Raw genomic sequence first — 16,954 nt, 5'->3', positions numbered from 1 at the left:
GTGACGGCGGCCCGGCTGAGGGGCCGCGCACTCGAACGTATCCTCGACAGCCTGAGCGACCGTGATCGCGCCATCTTGGTAGACGTTGGTCGTAACCGAGTCCTCAGCGGAGCCCAACTCAGTCGACTACATTTCGTCACCATCGCGCCTACTGCTCGTGATCGTATTCGCCGGAAGGTCCTCGCTCGCCTCGTCACGCTCGGCGTGCTGGCCATCCTGGATCGCCGAGTCGGCGGAGCGCGATCCGGCAGCGACGGCCTGGTGTTCGCGCCGGGTATCGCCGGTCAGCGCGTCCTGCCGCTGCTTGCTGCTGAGTCGGCCGTCAAGCTGCCGACGCGCGCACGGCGGCCGTGGACGCCCGGCGAACGGTTTCTCAAGCACAGCCTCGACGTCAGCGAGTTGGGTGTGCAGCTCCGTGAGCAAGAGCAAACTGGCGCCGTGACGCTGGCTCGGTGGGCGGTCGAGGCGACGGCGGCTTACCCGAACGGGTTCGGCGGTCTGATGAAGCCGGACGCCTCGCTCCTGCTGCAGGCTGGCAACATTGAGGACTCGTGGGTGATTGAGCTGGACAGGGCCACCGAGAGCTTGCCGACGCTGCGACACAAGCTGCTGGCCTACGTAGACTTTGCCAATGCCGGGCAAGTCGGCCCTGACGGCACCATTCCACGCGTATTGGTCGTTGTGTCGCACGAAAAGCCATTGGTCATCGAAAACAGGCTAAAGGCTATACAAGAGCTGGTTTCGGGCCTTCCTGACCCGGCTGATCGCCTGATTCATGCGGTGCGTTTTGAGCAGGCAGTACCCCATCTAGTTAACGTTCTCGACGGGTGAGCGTTGTACATTCTACTCGTTGTCTATAGACCACTAATATGGGACAATGGACCTGTTAAGCAGGAGGGCCATGTGAACGACAACGAACTTGGGCACCGCATTCGCCTCGCGCGGGAGCAATCGAAGCTGACGCTGCGACAGCTCGCGGGCGAAGTTGGTGTGGATCACGGCTACATTGCACACCTAGAAAAAGGGAGCAAGAAGAACCCGTCAGCCGAGCTGCTGCAAAAAATAGCAGAGGCGCTCCACGTTGACCCAAGTGAACTGCTCGAATGTATCGGCATCAAGCCCTCCAGCATCTTACCGAAACCGCGCGACTACTTCCTGCGCGCGCTTGGTGCCACCGAAGAGGAGGCTGACATGTTAGCTGGCCTCGTGCAATACCTACATAAGCAGAAGGAGGCACCGAGTGAAGAAGCCGAGCAAGAAAGACATGATTGCCCTGATTGATTACTGGCGCTCATTCGTGCCGAGGCGGCCAATGACTTACGGCCAGAACCTTCACGACGGCCGGGAGCAAGCGTACCAAGTGCGTGCCCTGGCCGACGAGAACACTCCAGCGGTTGACGTGCAGTGGCTATTCGAGCAGACCGCGATACCGGTTTTGTTGGTGCCAAGCTACGTACTTGGCGAGAATAGCGGCCTGACTATGGACAAGCCCGGCGGGGAGCTCCGGATCTTCATTAACGAAAACGAACCCTATACCCGGCAGCGCTTTAGTGTTCTGCATGAGCTTAAACACGCTCTCGACTTCTATGACCATCCTGTCCTCTACGCAAAACTGGGCCGCGATGAGCAGAATCGCAGCGAACTCATCGAGGCTATCGCCAATGATTTCGCCGCACATGTTCTTATGCCGACAGAGCTTGTGAAGCGTGCCTGGTTTGATATGCAAGATACCGCCTTGGCGGCCAGTGCGTTCAACGTCTCGTATGAGGCTATGCAAACCCGGCTGGAAAAGCTTGGGCTAATTGGCGCGCCTAAGTTTTGGCGCGCAGTCGCCCGGACGCCGGTCAACGATCCATCCTACTCAGCGTGTGCCGCGTAAGCACACTGCTCGTTCCTTAATAGAAAGGGTACGTGTCCGTGGGCACCACTACCGTCAAAGATGCTGTGACGAATCCGGTCAAACGGGTCGTTCTGTATCTGCGGGTATCTTCCAAGCGTCAGATGGACACTGACGCCGATCTCGACTCCGACGGAAATTCGATCGACACCCAACGCAAGGCTTGCCACGACAAGGCGCGCCAGATGGGCGCAGTGATCATCGAGGAATATGTGGAGCCGGGCAACTCCGCGCAGACCATCGAGAAGCGGCCGGTCTTCCGCGACATGATGCGGCGGATACACGAACAACGCGACGTCGACTGTGTCCTGATCTATATGCGATCCCGCGCCTTCCGCAACTACATCGACGCTGGTAATACCGAAGTCGCACTCGGCAAACTTGGCGTGAAGCTCCAGTCCGCGAAGGAAGAGTTCGGCGACGGCGCGATGGGCGAAGCCATGAAGGCCATCACGGACGTCTTCAACTGGCTGCAAGTCCGCTTGAGCGGTGAGGACATCAAGGTCAAGATGGCCAACAAGGCGCGCAACGGCGGCACCATCGGCCGCGCCAAACTTGGCTACCTCAACGAGAAGCTGCTGATCGACGGGCACAAGGTGAACACGGTCGTACCCGACCCGGAGCGGGCCAAGTACATACCGATGGCCTTCGCGCTGTTCGCCACCGGGCAGGAGACGTACGAGTCGCTGTGCCGAAAGCTCACCCAAGCCGGGCTGCGTATGCCGATGACCGGACGCTACCCCGGCGGTCCCATCTCCAAGAAGAAGATCGGCCCGCTGCTGCGCGACCGCTACTACCTCGGGTATGTCGAGTACGACGGGATCGAATACCCCGGACGGCATGAGGCCCTGGTCAGCGAGGAGCTCTTCGAGCGCGTGCAGCGCGTCCTCGCCAGCCACACCGAAGGGCACACCCGCTACCGCACCCACCATCACTACCTGAAAGGCGTGGTCTGGTGCGGACGCTGCCAGCACCGCTTCATCATCCAGCGGGCCGAAGGGCGTCACGGCGGCGAGTACATGTACTGGTACTGCCGGGGTCGCCAGGACGGCCTGTGCGACATGCCCAGCGTCCCCGTCGAGATCATGGAACAGGCGGTCGTCGCCCACTATGCGCATGCCGTCACGTTGCCCCAGGAATGGCTCGACAAGGTACGGGCAGGCGTGGACGAAGCGGTCAGCGCCAACTCCGAGCTGACCGACAGCCTGCGCGCCGACTTCCAAGCTCGGCTCACGAAGCTCGACCGCAAAGAGGACTACTACCTCGACCTCGCGGCCGAGGAAGGCTGGCCGAAAGACAAGCTGCGCGCCAAGCTCGACAGCATCCACCACGAGCAAGCCGAACTCAAGGACACGCTTGACCGGTCAGAACAGCGGCTCGACGTCGGCCGTGAAGTCTTCTACGCGGCGCTGGCACTGCTTGCCCAGCCTCACGAGGCCTACGAGCGGGGCAACGAGACAGTACGGGCCATCTTGAACAAGGTGTTCTTCACCAAGCTGTATGTCGACGGCAGCAAGATCACCGAGCACGAGCTACGCGAACCCTTCGGTGCGATCGTGGACGGCTACCGTTCGTATCGTGTCAGCCACACCCGGACAGCGGCCCAGCGAAGCACGCTGCCCCAGAACGACACCAGCGCCGCATCCTCGGAAGGGTACGACGCTGACTCGCTCGGACGTTCGTCGGCCAACTCCACATCACCCTCAGCGGGTCATTTCTGGAGTAAGGCTTCCAGGGTGGAGCTAAGGGGACTCGAACCCCTGACCCCCTCACTGCCAGGGCCGATCATGGCTCTGACCTGCGGTTATGGAGAACCTGCTGGTCGCGTGGCGCAGTTGGCTGCCGTTGAGTGCGGTCCAGTGCAGTTGAATGCGGTTGGCATCGTGGCTGTGCTCCAGATTTGCTCCACCGTAATTGGTGAGAGACTGTCGCCAGCAGGCCTGTTGAGGCTTGTTGCCGAGACTTCGTCGGAAGCCTGCGTGATGATCAGGGCCGCACGTGCGGCAGGTTCGCGCTCGGGCGCGTCACCTTCCCAATGGGCCGCGATCGTAATGTCCATCATGTCTCTCGGCGATGTCGCTAGAACGTGTAGTGATGCCAGTCCGTCAGTCTGACACGATCGACCCCGACGGTACACCTTGGCAGGTGACCTCATCGCGGCATGAGCGCGCGTCGGGCAGTCACCGGTCAGCGCTATGAGTGTTGTGTACGACGAACCGCGAATCGCTCGCCGCAGCGCCGGGTCGTCGACGCTTTCACAGCTGCTGGACGCGCAGCACACCCGTCAGCATCGGAAGGGTGAATTCGCCGTTGGAGGTTTCGGGCCTGCTCGCGAGGAAAGCGCGGATCCGGTCGAGCGTGGCGTCTCGCTCTTGGTCCGGCATGACCAGTACCCCCGCACAGGTGGCGATGGCCGCGAGGAGGGGGTCGGCGGTGCGACGCTGCCCGTGCGGGAACTCGGCCTGCTCCGGAGAGCCGAACCCGACACCCAGACCGGGGTCGGAAGGGACAAGCCCGCCGTCGCGGCACGCCAGGTGCTGAATGTGTCACGGGGGCCGATGGCTGCGCTGCCCTAACCCGATCGAGTCCGCCGACCCAGTCGCCACGGTCGTCCATGACGTTCCAGAGGCCGGCCAGGACGCCACGAGGTGCGAGTACCCGGGAGATCTCGGGCGCTGCGACGGTCATGTCGAACCAGTGCACGGCGTTTCCGGCTGGCACGGCATCGACGGATGCGTCCGGCAGCGGAATCGTCTCGGCACTGTCCGCCAGGGCTCGGACATCCGGCAGCGCGTGGTGGAGCTCGGTCAGTATCGCTGGTTCGGGTTCGACCGCGATGACGTCGGCGCCCAGCGCGACCAGTGTGCTGGTCAGCTCGCCGGTGCCGGCTCCAAGGTCCAGGATTCGCGGGCCTGGTGCGGGCGCCAGCGCCCAGCGCACCGCGGCCGACGCGTAGTCCGGGCGGTGCTGGTCGTAGGCGCTTGCCGTGGCGCCGAAGGACGAGGCAAGGCGCAGGCGCACCTCCGGTTGCATCCAGTCACCCTGCCGCCGCTCAACGGCACGAGCGTGCGCTGGCGAGCTTCATGTGGAGGGGCAGGTCGGCGGGTCCACGTCGCCCACGAGACGGGTTACTGCAGAATCTGGTGCGCCCGTTCAGCCGGGCGCTCGCCGGAAAACTTATGCCCTGGGCGCAAGCGAGGCAGTAGCGGGCCGTCATCGGCGCGCACTGCGCTGGGCGGCAGCCGGCAGGTGCAGCCACCACGTCACTCGTTGGCTCACTCTGGCGTCGGCACGCAGGGTCCAGAGGGTCGCGCGGTCCTGGTTCATACCGGCCGCGTAGGCGACCGCTCTGACGATGTCTGGCCTCGGGTGCAGCGCCAAGACCCGCAGCCAGGTGGCGGGGTCGGTACGACCGGGTAGGTGTGCCAGTCCCTCGGCGGCCGCGGCGACAGCGCCGGGAGCCGGGGTGGTCAACACGGACTCCAGGGACTGTCGATGCGTGGCGTCGCCGAGACTGCCCACGAGATCGGCCAGCGCCGCCACGTCGTCGGGCCGGCGGTGCTGTCCAGCTCCGCGAGGTGTCGGCAGGCTGCCGCCACGAGCGTCGCGCGGAACGGTGACGCGCCGAGCGCGTTGACAGCGTTGACCTTCGCGTCGCTGTTCGTGCTGTACAACGCCTGGTGGACGAGACCGGGGAGAGCTGAGCCGTCGTCGACGGCGTCCTGGACGGCTTCGGTGAGTGTGGTGACCACGGACGCGTTCGACGTGGGGGTGATCAGGGCGCGGTGATTGAGGACGGCACGAAGATCCTGGTCCACCCGCAGCCCCCGGCGGATATGGCGCACGCCGGTGTCGAGCCGGTCGGCGGGGCAGGTGGCGAGGAGGTCGGCCGCTGCTCGCCGCACCGCGGGCGGCTGTCCCGGGTCGAGCAGGTGCCCGGCGGCCGCGGCGGCGATGCGGCGCACGACGTCGTCCGACGTGGGGGTGGTGCGCACCGACCAGGCGACCATCGCCGCGCGCAGGTGGTGCTCGTCGGGCGGGTGCCGGAGCAGCCGCATGAGCACCGGCTGGGCCGATGGTTGCGGACTGGCCGCCAGAAGGGCCAGGGGATCGGCGATCACCTGGCAGGACCGGGAAGTGATGAACTCGGCGATCACCGGCACGAGTACGCGGCCGGCTTCCGGGTGGCGGTGGAGGCGGTGGAGGGCGGTCAGGCGGTGCAGGTAGTGCCAGCCGACTGAGACGGACATCTCGGTGAGCAGCCGCGTCGCCAGCAGGTGCCAGTGCCGCGTCGGCAACAGGTTCTCGGAGGTGACCAGGAACTCGATGAGCTCCAGCCAGTCGACGCCGCTCAATTCGTCCGCCCCGAAACACCGGTCGAGCAGGTCCGCCATGCGGGATCGCACGGCCGGCATCGTGTGGTCGAAGGCGGCGCGGTGCGGTTGCTGGCCCAAACTCGTCAGGACCGCCGCGAGTTGTCCTGCCGGCAGGTTGCACAGTTTTTCGTAGCGAGCGACGGCCGCCGCCGGCATCCTCGTGGTCAACCGCTCCCAGCGGGATATCGTGCTCGCATCCGTGCCCGGGTGCGAGGGTCCGTTCAGGGCCGTAGCGAACCCGCGCACCGTCGACAGAGCCGGATCGGGCGAGTGCGTCGGGCACGACCGCAACAGCCACCGCGCCGCGCTCCGGTTGGACACGGTGCCGAAGAGATCTTTTCCGATGTCGTCGGGGACGGTGTTCGGCCTGCCTCGCCGCGGTGGGGTCACGCCACCAATGTTGCACCAGCGGATCGGTGAAGCAACAAAAACCGGCGCCGCGCCTTCAGGGCGTACATTTCGATGTTCACCCTGAAGGACGAGCCGGGGGCGCCACATGCAGCTCAACGAGACCCATGAAGATTTCGAAAGAATTCGGATACTGCAGGAAAACCTTCGGCAGGCTCTCGGTCGCTGGGACGCGATCGACGAGGAGTCCAAGGACTTCGGTCACCTCGCCGTGGTCGCCGACGAACTCGATGACGCGCTGCGAGAACTGCAGCGGCGCCGGGCAAAGGCAAGTGCCACCCGGCTGTGCCGGCTCGGCGGGTGGGCCGGTCTGGTGGCCGGCCTGGTGTCCCTGGCGTTGGCGGTCTTCGGTGGGTGGAACGCGGCGTTGCTCGTCATGACGGTGGTGGCCGTGACGTCCGGCGCCGTCCTGCTGGCCGTGGGAGGCCGACGTGTCTGATGGCCGCGACGAGCTGACGAGCACGATGCGCCGTCTGCACGAATGGGCGTTGGGCGTCCAGCGCATCTCCGACCCGAGGATCACCGGCCCGATCAAGGAATCCTTCATCAAAGTCGTGGCCATGTTCGAGAACGCGATCCAGGTCGTCGCGCTCGAACCGGAAAAACTGCGGGTCGAGCTGAACAGCACCAGAGCGCTCGTCGCCGAATCGCAGCGAAAACTGGCCGCCGCGGTCAGCGAGCGGATCCAGGAGGTGGACACCAGGCTCGACAAGACGGGAAAGGCGTGGAAGGAGCTCTTCGACGAGCAAAGCAGTTCTGTGGACAAGAACTTCGCCGTGTTGCGGCAGGAGATGACCTCGGTCGCGAAGAATGCAGAAAGCGCACAGCGCCAGTGCGTTGTCCTGAAACGGCAGATCAGTATGATTCAGGCGCCGGGAATGAGGGCCGAGATCGACGATTGGGCGGTCGGCCAGGCCGCACTCGGCGGGCTGGTGGCCGAGGGCAGGGAGGCAGCGCACCAGTTGCGCCGCATGACGGACACCCAGGAGCCGGCGGCCCGGATCAAGCAGTACCGCGACGAGGACGCCGCGTATCAGCGCCATGTGTGCGAAGCCGTCACGGCCGCTCGTCAACTGACCACAGTGGATCCGACGACGAGCAGAAGGGCGCTGGCCCAGCTATTGGAGCGGTGGGCCGGTAACCGAAAGGAGGCAACGCGTCTCGCTCAAGTGCTTCCTCACGTGAAGGCCGATGCGCGCCGGGCACAGGACGACCTGGACACCGCCTCGCAGAAAAGGGCCGAGCTCCAGCACCGCGCCGAGCGGGGTGAACAGGCCGAACGCGACCTGTACCAGAACATCGATGCCTACCTCTATCCCGTCCTCGACGGCGGGAAAGTGCTGCCCCTCTGGTTGGACCTCGCTCTGGGATGCGGCATAGCCGGGCGGGACTGGCCCGACTGGCTGGACACCGCCATCCGCCTGATTCGCTACCGGATCGTCTACCGAGTGCCTCCGGGATGCGACGCACTCGGCCCGCGTCCGACAGTCGAAGGACGGCAGACCACTGAGTACGACCAGCTACGCGCCGACTGCGCTGCGTACCGCCTCTGACAATTCATGTCACCTCTTCGTCAGGTTGTCCACTTGATGTCGGCAGCGGATGTTGGTGCAACGAGCTGAGCATCCGTGCCGATCCGGCAGTCGCGTGGTGTGCGCGGTGAGGACCTATGGGAGCTGTTCGACCGGCGGCCCCGGTGGGTCTGCGTGTCGAGCGCCAGCTCATGAGATGTAGGGCCCGCTCGTCGGCATGACAGGACGTCAATATCTGTCCGGACGTGGCCTCGGCGAGGGCGATCGCGCTGGTGAGGTAGCCGCTGAGAAGCGTCAGTCGTCGATCCGGATCGACCAGACGCTGCGGCCGAAGGTGGCGGCGTAGAGGTTCTGGCCGTCACCCGTGATCTTGATGTCCAAAATGGAGGTGTTCGGCAGGCTGCGGCCCAGGCGACGCCAGTTGCCCCGGCCGTCACGGTTGACGAACACACCGAGGTTGGTGGCCGCGTAGAGCCGTTTCCGTGGTTGGTCGTAGGTGATCATCTCAACCGGCGCGTTCGGAAGTCGCCCGCTGATGTTGTCCCACGAGTTCCCGCCGTCGGTGGTTTCCCAGATGTTGGCGGCGAGATCGCCCTCGCGGTAGCCGGAGAACGCCACGAACGCGTGCCTGGCGTCAGTGGGGTCGACGACGATCGCGTTGACCCACCGCGTCGGCAGTCCCTTGCCGGTGAACTCGGTCCACGTCGCGCCGAGGTCCGTGGTCTTCCACAGCCGGCCGATATCGGTGCCGACGTAGATCGTGTTCGGGTCGGTCTTCGCCGGCGCGATCCACGTGATCGTCGCGTACTCGTTGGCGTAGAACGGACCCTGGTCGTTCTCGTTCGGCGGCACCGGACCGGTCAGGAAATCGCCGGGCGGGCTGATCTGGGTGAACGTGACGCCACCGTCGGTCGACCGGTCCAGGACGTTGCCCCCGAAGTAGACGACCTTGGGGTTGGTGGGATCCAGCACGACCGGCGCGTCCGTGGTGATCCGGTCGGAGTGCCGGGTGCCGAAGTTGACCGACTGCGAGTTCCCGCCCGAGTCCACGTGCCGATGACAGACACCGACCTGCGAACACTCGTAGTAGACGTTGTGGTCGCTGTAGTCGATCAGCACCTCGTGCCCGTCGCCGCCGCCGTAGGCGTTCCACTGGGTGAGGTCACCGGGTGGGGTCGTCTGTGTCCACGTCCGGACGCTTCCGTTGTCCTGCAGGCCAGTGGCCAGCCGGGTGGGATCGTCCTGGGCCACAGCGAGGTGATACGACTGGTTGAACGGCTCGTACGTGGCGTGGATCCAGTCGCCCGACGCGCCGTTGGTGTCCGACCGGTAGACGCCGCCGTCGTTGCCGAGGTAGACCCGGCCGGTCTTGTTCGGATCCCACTGCATCGCGTGCTGGTCGGCGTGGACTCCGTTGGACACCTGCCAGGTCGCGCCACTGTCGCTGGACTCCCGCAGGTTGACGTCCGCGGAGAACAAGTGGTTCTCGTGCTGCGGGTCGACCCACATCTTTCCGAACCACCAGGCGTAACCGCTGCTGCCGCCGGCGTGCCCACCCGGCGTGAACGAGTTCCCGCCGTCGTTGGACACGTAGAAACCCTTGTCCGGGCCGTATTGCGTGGCGGAGATGACGTAGACCCGGTTCGGGTCGTTCGGTGCGACGGCGATGCCGATGCGACCGAGGCTCGGATCGCTGTGCAGCCCGGTGCCGGCCTGGTCGGTCGACGCGGTGCCGATCACGTTCTCCAGCCGTGTCCACGTGTCGCCGCCGTTGTCCGAACGGAACAGTCCGGAGCCGACGCCGCCGTAGACGCGCGCGCCGTTGTTGCGCTGGTGGTCCCACAGCACGGCGTAGATCCGGTTGTGGTTGGCCGGGTCCATCGCGAGGTCCACGCCACCGGTGGTCTTGTTCGGCGCCGGCAGCACGAGCCGCCAATCCCGGCCGTTGCCGGACAGCCGGTAGATGCCACGCTGCTGAGCCGTTCCGGACAGGTTGCCGGTCGCGGCTGCGTACACGCGCTGGGGATCCACCGGGTCGGCCAGGATCCTGCCGATCGAGCTGCTTCGGGTCAGGCCCCAGGAATCCCAGGAACGACCGCCGTCGGTTGACCGGTACACACCATTTCCGAAGAACGTCAGGCCGCCGCCGGACGGATTCGCCTCGCCCGTGCCGGCCCACAACGTGCCGTCCCGTCCCATTTCCAAAGAGCCGATCGCCTGCGGTAGGCCGGACGGCCATGCGGGCTGGAACGTGGCGGCGGCGTCCGTGCTGCGCCACACGCCACCGCCTGCTGCCGCGACATACATCGTGTCTGGACGGCGTGGGTCGACCACGAGGCCACTGATCCGTCCGCCGACGTTGGACGGTCCGACCAGACGCCAGCCGTTGCCGTTCTCAGGCAAGGCCGCGGCCTGCGCCTCTGCCTGCCGCACCTGATCGTCGGTGACGGTCTGGAACGACGTGAACTTGTCGTCGAGATAGTCCGCCGGCGCCTGCGGACCGCCGGCGTCCTCGTCCTCGTCGACCTGACCGCTGTCGGCGTCGTGATCCTCGCCCTCGAGCCCGATCACGTGCCCTGCCGCCGAGGTCAACAACGCTGCGGTGACCACGGCCACGACGACTATGCCCAACAGGCGCAAAAACCGGCGGAAACCGAACATACAGCGCACCTCGCCCCGGGTGTCCCCTGATCAGCAAGGTACGTTAACCCTCTCCAAACCCTGATGTCATCGGACGATCGACGGGAAACCCAGGCATGCTAGGCCATTCGGCCCGCGTCGAAAGTAGGGTCGAGTCCTTCCGGGGCGACCAAAGTCTAAGGACGTCCACCGTAGTTCCCCACTGGCGGAGTCCCAGACGACGGAAGGAGGCGCTGGCAGTGTGCACGCCCGCGAGCCGATCTCGATCACACGAGCAGAGTATGTCGATCTGCCCACGTGCACGCGCTCAATTCGGCAGAAGAGTACGTTCGTTGCCGCGGCCCGCTCGATGGAGGAGGATGCGTGCGCTCTGCTGGAACGGCATCGTGGTCGATCAGCATCGACCAGTGGGATCACCAGCTGGAGTGGGCATTGTGGTTCCGGGCTGCGGAACGGATCGACGTGCCAGCGGACGGACTGGTGACTGGCCCACCGGACGTGGACCCTGTGCCCGAGCCGTCCTTGCCTTCGGGTGGCGAGTTGGTCGAAGGGTGGCTGTGGTGGTGGCGGGCATTGCTCGCCCCGCCGTCGCTCAGTGGGCCCCCGAAACCGTTGGACATGGCTGACCTGAACAGGTTCAGCCCACCGGATTTCGAAGGCCTTGACGGCTATCCGGCGCTTCGGCACGTGGTCAGCACACGGTGGGGCGCGGCCAACGCGTGGCATTCGACTCGCAAGCGGGCCGGAATAAGGGCATTCCGGGCAGCACGTGCCCAAGGGGCGGGGCGAGAAGGCGCGGTCGTCCGGGCAGTGGAAGCTGAGATCGGTCACAAGGCCGCGCCGTTCTCGTTGCGGATCATCGTGCTGCCGGTCCTGGATCAGCAGATCCGCTCGGCCGGAACGTCCACGTACCTCGTACCCGAGCTCGTGCATGCCAGCGGCGCATACGGCGACTGGCTGCGCGAACTCGTACGCAAGCTCGCCTGAACGCGTGGTGGCGGCACGTCAAACACCGGGTCGTGCGGCGGGCAGACATGCGGCGTTACGCGTCGAAGCCTCGTTCATTTCCGGCATGCCGTAGGCCGCGGGCGGACGGCCAGGGCTGGAACGCTGCCACAGTGACGGTACCGTCCACCGCCAGCGCACTTTTGTCGGAACCCTCTCCACCGCGGTGTGCCAGGTGTGGTTGTAGCCAGTGGGAACGGACCGCAGATGTTCGCCTTATCTGACCGCATTTGACGCTCAACTTCGTGATCAATGTCGGCGAGTACTGTCCGCCGTCGTCCTCTGAGGTGGGCCGCGGCCGATGGACGTTCTTGCGGAGTTTTCGCGGGCATGCCGACCGCTAGGATGATCGCCATGACGTCGCGATCGGTCGAGGCAGGCAAGGTGTGGTGGGCGGGGTTCATTCCGACCTGTCCGCGGTGTTTGGCCGGGGTGGGTCGGGAAGGCGACAGTTGGTGCTGCTTGTGGTGCGGATACTCGGAGACCATCGATGAGGATGTGCTGACCCAGCTGATCTCGTCCGCGCGGTCGGCTGCTGGAGTTGGCGGCCAGGTCGACTCGTAGTCGGGCCGCGGCGTTGCTGGTGTCTTGGACTCCCGCGTGGGCTAGGCAGTAGGACTGGGCGCCGGTCTGGATGATGTTCCCTGTCAAGTCAACGTGTAGAGCCATCTGTCGGCGTACTGATCAAGGCGCGCAGCCGTAGACGGATGAACGTGCTCGCGTGTGAGGCTGGTTCGATCGCCTGCTCGGTGGTCTGGATGTTGCTGGTGTCGACCTCGTGATCGGGGCGATGCCGAGCGACCGGGTGTCGTGGCCTTAACGGGCGTCGAAAATGGTGTGTGGGCGCACGGTCGTGGGCGTAGCGTCGGCGATCGTGATCGGTGAGACGAAGGCGGGAGATGACCCGGCGGACGGCTGGTTCCCCGAGAGCGTGGCTGCGAGCTACGACTCTCCGGGCGGTGCGAACGCGCCTGGGGTGGTGACGCCCGCAGTGGACGTTCTCGAAGACCTGGCCGACGGCCCGGTACTTGAGTTCGCCGTCGGGACCGGGCGGATTGCCGCGCCGCTGGCCGCTCGCGGTGTGCTGGTGAGCGGGATCGAGCTGAGCCGGGCGATGGCGGCGCGGATCGCGGGCAAGCCGGGCGGCGACGCGGTCGAGGTCACGATCGGCGATATGACGACGACGCGGGTGATGGGTCAGTTCTCGATGGTCTATCTGGTGTTCAACACGATCAGCAACGTGACCACACAGGATAGTCAGGTCGACGTCTTCCGCAATGCGGCCGCACATCTGCGGCCGGGCGGGCTGTTCCTCGTCGAGGTAGGCCTGCCGGACCTGCGTCGCCTACCGCCCGGGCAGGACGCCGTCCCGTTCGCGGTGGCGCCCAGCGCCGACGGCGGCGGCTATGTCGGGTTCGACCAGTATGACGTCGTCACGCAGCAGTTCACGTCGAATCACGTCACCGTGTCAGCGGACGGGACGGGGCGGTTCCGTCGAATTCCCTTCCGGTATGCCTGGCCAGCCGAGATGGACCTCATGGCGCGCATCGCCGGGATGAGCCTGAAGTACCGCTGGGCGGACTGGGACCGCTCGGAGCTCACTGCTGAAAGCACTAAACACGTGTCGATCTGGGAGACAGACCCGAGCGCGTGATGGTGCGCCGTCATCCAGCCTGACCTGACCCGGCAGCGTCAGCGTTCACGCTGGGCCGCTGGGCCCTGTTGGGGCGGTTCCAGGTCTATCGGCCGGCGCAGCGGGGTTGGCGAGGGTGAGACGCCGCGCTGATGCGTTGTGGGTCTGGCTTCTTCGGCGCGTCAAGCGGTCACCGTGCGGGTGGGCGCGAATGCGTCGGCTCGATGGCGGTGCCACGGCACACTGCTCCGCTCTGCCAGCTTTGACTCTGAAGGCGTATTTTGTGTGAGGGCCAGATAGGCTCTTGCTGGGCGTCCACTACAGGCGTCTGCCTCCGCTACCACCGGCGGCTCACGTGCCCCGACGAGCCGATATCATGGCCTCACATGCCCGCCGCCGTGACCCTTGCCGGGCTTGCCTTTCATGGGCGATGCGTGGACTTGACGAAGGAGATCTCAATGAAAGCGGGAAAGAGGGCATGGCCTACGCGACGGGTGTTGTCGACACGCTCGTCGACCTCGGCGGGTTCTCTGACCTGTCTGCTCCGACGACGGCGGGCATCGTATGGGAAGCGTTAATCCGGCACATCCAGCAGCCGGATGCAGCGTTCGAGTGCATCGTCGACACCCCGGCGCTCGCCAACTGGCGGCTTCGTCCCCGCCGTAGCGCGCTTGCACGCGTCCGCCTTTCCTGCTTCCGACTCGCCCCGACAGAGGCCGATCTCGAACGCGAACGGCGTGTCAACGAGGCACTCGACCGACCCTCCTCCTGACTCAAGACAGCCCGCCCGAACGTGCTTTGCGGCCGACGTGCTGGGTCTTGGTCAAGCCGAGCCGTCGCTGTCGTAGGCGTGGCTCTGAGCGCAGATGCGGTCGCGAGATTTGGACTGTCGTGACGCTGGCACCACCAGAGCACATGAGCCAGATCGGGCGCGAGCTTGGTGTCCGCGCTCATTTGGTCCTCGAAGGCCAATGGAATGCCTGTCGTGACAACAAAGTTGAGCGGGAATGACGGCGGTCATAGCGAGGTCTGTGATCTCCTGAGGATCGGCTACGGTTGCCTGACCGACCTGTCGATGGCGACTGTTTGACGTGGACGCCGACGGTTGTCGACGTGTTGCGTTCGATCGGACTCCGGGCGGACGAGACAGCCGTGGTCGGCTGGCTCGATGTATTTTCCACCAGGGCCGTGGCGTTCATGCACCGTGCGGCACTGCTGGAAGGCAACGTGGTCGTGGACGTGACGGTGCGGCAGTTTGCCGCGCGGTTGCCACCGATCTGGGTGGTAGGGGTCGACGACTACTGCGCAGAGTTGGCTGTAGCGACTGACGTCACCGAGGTCACCGTCGCAGAGCTTGGATAGGTGCCGGCCCTTGGCGGCCTTGAGCGGCGGGCGGTCGGCCAGCGAACTTGCGCAGCCCGCACCTCGTGGGCGGCCACGTCGCTGCGCTAGTGGTCGGCGTGCAGTCAGAAGACCGCGTGATCTTTCGTGACGACGAAGGCGAGCTCGACCTGCCCGCGGGGAGCTGCAGGCTGCCTCGCCTCCCCTTCCCGCTGCTGGCCGGACATCGGAATGCTCGGCCCGGCCGCCGTCGCGACCATGGCGCGGACCGAGAGTGTTGCTTTGAAACTGATGGTCGCCACCTCGTCAGAATGGGTGGATCAAGTAGTAAAACTGTCGGCCGTTGGGTCGGTTCCTCACCCGCGCTCCCGGGCAGTGCGCCACAAATGTCCTTATTGCGCGAGAAGGAGATCCACGCTTCATTACGCCGGCGATCTCGTAGCTGACGCCGTCGAGGCCGAACGGGACCGTGTGGGCGGCGGGACTGCCATCGAGGTCGTCCAGCATCTCGACAAGTACTTTTTGCGCCATGTAAATTCTCCAGTAGGTTGACCGTGTGCCCTTGATTATTGGCGCACGATGTGTGGGAACGATCGAAATCATACATACCGATCGGTATTGCCGCAATTGCGATAGCGTTCAGCTCAAGACTATGACGCGCACCGGTTTGGGCCTGCGTCGTGACGATCTCGCGGCAGAGGAGCCTGCGATGACCTGTCAACACGTCGAACAGCAAGTGGAATGTCGATGCCGCGAAAGCGCGTGAGGTGCACGCCGGACTTGTGTGCACCTCACGCAGCATGATGTCGACATGTGCTCTCTACCCGTGGACTCGCTGGACAACTCGGCATGATCGTGGAGAACCTGCTCCCGAGTCTTGGGTGACAAAGCTGTCGCTCGTCGTGAAATGCCGATCGGGACGCTGGCTTCTGCGGTGTTGCTCATGGCTTGTGTGCCCGCGAGCGCTCGGAGGGTGGTGTCGAGCAATAGCGGTCTTCGGCAATCATGTCGCGCGGATTCCTGGCTCATCACAGATGAGGGTGGACTGGGAGCTTTGACACGGTGACAGCGTCGCGGCTGTTCACCAGAGTTGCGGCAGCTCTGACTAGTGGCCGTGGCGTGCCCAGGACGGGCGCCAGCTGCCGTTGCCTTGTCGGCCGGCGAAGTCGGCTTCGAGGAAGGCGAGCAGCTCGGCCAGATCGGGCTGCCGGTTGTCGGTACGCCAGATGACCCACAGCGGGAAGACCGGTGTGGGGTCGACGATCGGGATGCGTCGAAGGTCGTAGTGCGCGGGCCAGAGATAGCGGGAGCCTTCGCCGACGAGGTTCGCGAGCGTCGCCGACTCGGCGATCTCGGTCATCAACACCTCGGCCCCGAACGCAGGGCCCAGGACGTCGATGGTGATCCCGAAAGTGGCGGCGAGCTCGGCGTAGTAGGCCGCGACTTCGTCCCCGCTGGGCAGCCCTGGCATCCAGATCGGGTGATCGGCGAGCTGGCGTGGGGTCACAGACGGAGCATCTGCAAGCGGGTGTTTCGGGCCGACCAGCAGCTCGTGGCGGTCCTCGATGACCAGGGCGCTGGAGAGTCCCGTGCCTGAGAGTTGCCTCCTCGGGTCGGTCAGACCGCGGAACGTGGCGTCCACGGCGCCGCCCGCGACGGCGGCCAGCGCCGCCTCGAGATTGAGGTCGGGCAATGCGACAACGTCCAGGTCGCGCCCGCGGCGTTGCTGATAGAAGGCGTGCAGGAGCGTGGCCGGTGCCGTCCGCCGGTTCCGTACGTCGACTCGGAGCGCTCGGCGTCCGGGCATCACCGATGCGCGGGCGCGGTCCGCAGCCTGGAGCAGCTCGTGGGCGTGGGGCAGGAACGCCTGGCCGTCGACCGTCAGCGTGGCGCCGCGGGGTCCGCGGGCGAAGAGAACCACGCCGAGCTCACGCTCGAGGGCACCGATGCGCTTCGAGACGGCCTGCTGGGTGATGCCGAGCTCGTCGGCCGCGCTCTGGAACTGTCCTTCCGAAGAGACCTGGAGGAAGGTCCGCACCGCGTCGAGGTCCATCCACCCACCCTAGAGACACAACGAACAGTTGTGGCGCGCCGCCCGATCGGTTGTTACCTCCTACGTTGC

Annotated in this window: 15 protein-coding genes and 2 pseudogenes; 10 read left to right on the top strand and 7 right to left on the bottom strand. The window is 65.4% G+C overall.

Features of this window, described 5'->3' with window-relative positions; translation table 11 throughout:
* From OG738_RS03665 to OG738_RS03650, 4 genes are all read left to right on the top strand, one after another.
* A complete protein-coding gene (locus OG738_RS03665) occupies positions 1 to 831 on the top strand; it encodes a replication-relaxation family protein (protein ID WP_329051196.1) in 831 nt (276 codons plus the stop codon).
* A gap of 72 nt (positions 832 to 903) precedes the next feature.
* Positions 904 to 1,281 (top strand): helix-turn-helix domain-containing protein, encoded by a 378-nt coding sequence (locus OG738_RS03660; RefSeq protein WP_329051194.1) that lies wholly within the window; start codon positions 904 to 906, stop codon positions 1,279 to 1,281.
* On the top strand, positions 1,241 to 1,879 hold the full coding sequence (locus OG738_RS03655; RefSeq protein ID WP_329051192.1) for an ImmA/IrrE family metallo-endopeptidase: 639 nt from the start codon (positions 1,241 to 1,243) through the stop codon (positions 1,877 to 1,879). Before OG738_RS03660 ends, OG738_RS03655 begins: the two co-directional genes overlap by 41 nt.
* A 38-nt stretch (positions 1,880 to 1,917) precedes the next feature.
* Positions 1,918 to 4,011: a recombinase family protein gene (locus OG738_RS03650; RefSeq protein ID WP_329051190.1), complete on the top strand. Its 2,094-nt coding sequence runs from the start codon at positions 1,918 to 1,920 to the stop codon at positions 4,009 to 4,011.
* Between the two features lie 141 nt (positions 4,012 to 4,152).
* Here the strand turns inward: OG738_RS03650 and OG738_RS03645 are convergent, their stop codons facing one another.
* The 3 genes and pseudogenes from OG738_RS03645 to OG738_RS03635 all read right to left on the bottom strand — a co-directional run bounded on the left by OG738_RS03645 (position 4,153) and on the right by OG738_RS03635 (position 6,771).
* Positions 4,153 to 4,281 carry a hypothetical protein gene (locus tag OG738_RS03645; RefSeq protein WP_329057093.1) on the bottom strand — a complete coding sequence of 43 codons (129 nt, stop codon included), beginning with the start codon at positions 4,279 to 4,281 and terminating at the stop codon, positions 4,153 to 4,155.
* A 307-nt stretch (positions 4,282 to 4,588) separates the two neighbouring features.
* Positions 4,589 to 4,930, bottom strand: a pseudogene (locus OG738_RS03640) (class I SAM-dependent methyltransferase); the annotation flags it as partial.
* A 437-nt stretch (positions 4,931 to 5,367) separates the two neighbouring features.
* Positions 5,368 to 6,771 carry a hypothetical protein gene (locus OG738_RS03635; RefSeq protein ID WP_329051188.1) on the bottom strand — a complete coding sequence of 468 codons (1,404 nt, stop codon included), beginning with the start codon at positions 6,769 to 6,771 and terminating at the stop codon, positions 5,368 to 5,370.
* Between OG738_RS03635 and OG738_RS03630 the strand changes: the two genes are divergently transcribed.
* Positions 6,770 to 7,120 carry a hypothetical protein gene (locus tag OG738_RS03630; RefSeq protein ID WP_329051186.1) on the top strand — a complete coding sequence of 117 codons (351 nt, stop codon included), beginning with the start codon at positions 6,770 to 6,772 and terminating at the stop codon, positions 7,118 to 7,120. The two genes, OG738_RS03635 and OG738_RS03630, sit on opposite strands and share 2 nt — an antisense overlap.
* On the top strand, positions 7,113 to 8,234 hold the full coding sequence (locus OG738_RS03625; RefSeq protein WP_329051184.1) for a hypothetical protein: 1,122 nt from the start codon (positions 7,113 to 7,115) through the stop codon (positions 8,232 to 8,234). Before OG738_RS03630 ends, OG738_RS03625 begins: the two co-directional genes overlap by 8 nt.
* A gap of 273 nt (positions 8,235 to 8,507) precedes the next feature.
* On the opposite strand, the gene OG738_RS03620 is transcribed toward OG738_RS03625, so the two are convergent.
* A complete protein-coding gene (locus OG738_RS03620) occupies positions 8,508 to 10,874 on the bottom strand; it encodes a WD40/YVTN/BNR-like repeat-containing protein (RefSeq protein ID WP_329051183.1) in 2,367 nt (788 codons plus the stop codon).
* 342 nt (positions 10,875 to 11,216) lie between these two features.
* Here OG738_RS03620 and OG738_RS03615 point away from each other — a divergent pair, with 342 nt between their 5' ends.
* The 4 genes from OG738_RS03615 to OG738_RS03600 all read left to right on the top strand — a co-directional run bounded on the left by OG738_RS03615 (position 11,217) and on the right by OG738_RS03600 (position 14,853).
* Positions 11,217 to 11,840 (top strand): hypothetical protein, encoded by a 624-nt coding sequence (locus tag OG738_RS03615; RefSeq protein ID WP_329051182.1) that lies wholly within the window; start codon positions 11,217 to 11,219, stop codon positions 11,838 to 11,840.
* 892 nt (positions 11,841 to 12,732) lie between these two features.
* Positions 12,733 to 13,512: a class I SAM-dependent methyltransferase gene (locus OG738_RS03610; RefSeq protein WP_329051180.1), complete on the top strand. Its 780-nt coding sequence runs from the start codon at positions 12,733 to 12,735 to the stop codon at positions 13,510 to 13,512.
* Between the two features lie 457 nt (positions 13,513 to 13,969).
* Positions 13,970 to 14,263 (top strand): hypothetical protein, encoded by a 294-nt coding sequence (locus OG738_RS03605; RefSeq protein ID WP_329051179.1) that lies wholly within the window; start codon positions 13,970 to 13,972, stop codon positions 14,261 to 14,263.
* Between the two features lie 341 nt (positions 14,264 to 14,604).
* The gene (locus tag OG738_RS03600; protein ID WP_329051177.1) at positions 14,605 to 14,853 is read left to right on the top strand and encodes a hypothetical protein; all 249 of its coding nucleotides are present in this window, start codon (positions 14,605 to 14,607) and stop codon (positions 14,851 to 14,853) included.
* 104 nt (positions 14,854 to 14,957) lie between these two features.
* Here OG738_RS03600 and OG738_RS03595 read toward each other — a convergent pair whose 3' ends face one another.
* The 3 genes and pseudogenes from OG738_RS03595 to OG738_RS03585 all read right to left on the bottom strand — a co-directional run bounded on the left by OG738_RS03595 (position 14,958) and on the right by OG738_RS03585 (position 16,885).
* On the bottom strand, positions 14,958 to 15,134 hold the full coding sequence (locus OG738_RS03595; protein ID WP_329051175.1) for a hypothetical protein: 177 nt from the start codon (positions 15,132 to 15,134) through the stop codon (positions 14,958 to 14,960).
* A gap of 129 nt (positions 15,135 to 15,263) precedes the next feature.
* Positions 15,264 to 15,363 (bottom strand): annotated as a pseudogene (locus tag OG738_RS03590) (Lsr2 dimerization domain-containing protein); the annotation flags it as partial.
* A 574-nt stretch (positions 15,364 to 15,937) separates the two neighbouring features.
* Complete coding sequence (locus OG738_RS03585; protein WP_329051173.1) at positions 15,938 to 16,885, bottom strand: LysR family transcriptional regulator; 948 nt, start codon at positions 16,883 to 16,885, stop codon at positions 15,938 to 15,940.
* Positions 16,886 to 16,954 lie beyond the last annotated feature (69 nt).

This window comes from Amycolatopsis sp. NBC_01488, from assembly GCF_036227105.1.
GTDB lineage: Bacteria > Actinomycetota > Actinomycetes > Mycobacteriales > Pseudonocardiaceae > Amycolatopsis.
Note: the sequence above shows the minus strand (reverse complement) of the source record. Positions and strands in the feature narration are given on the sequence as shown.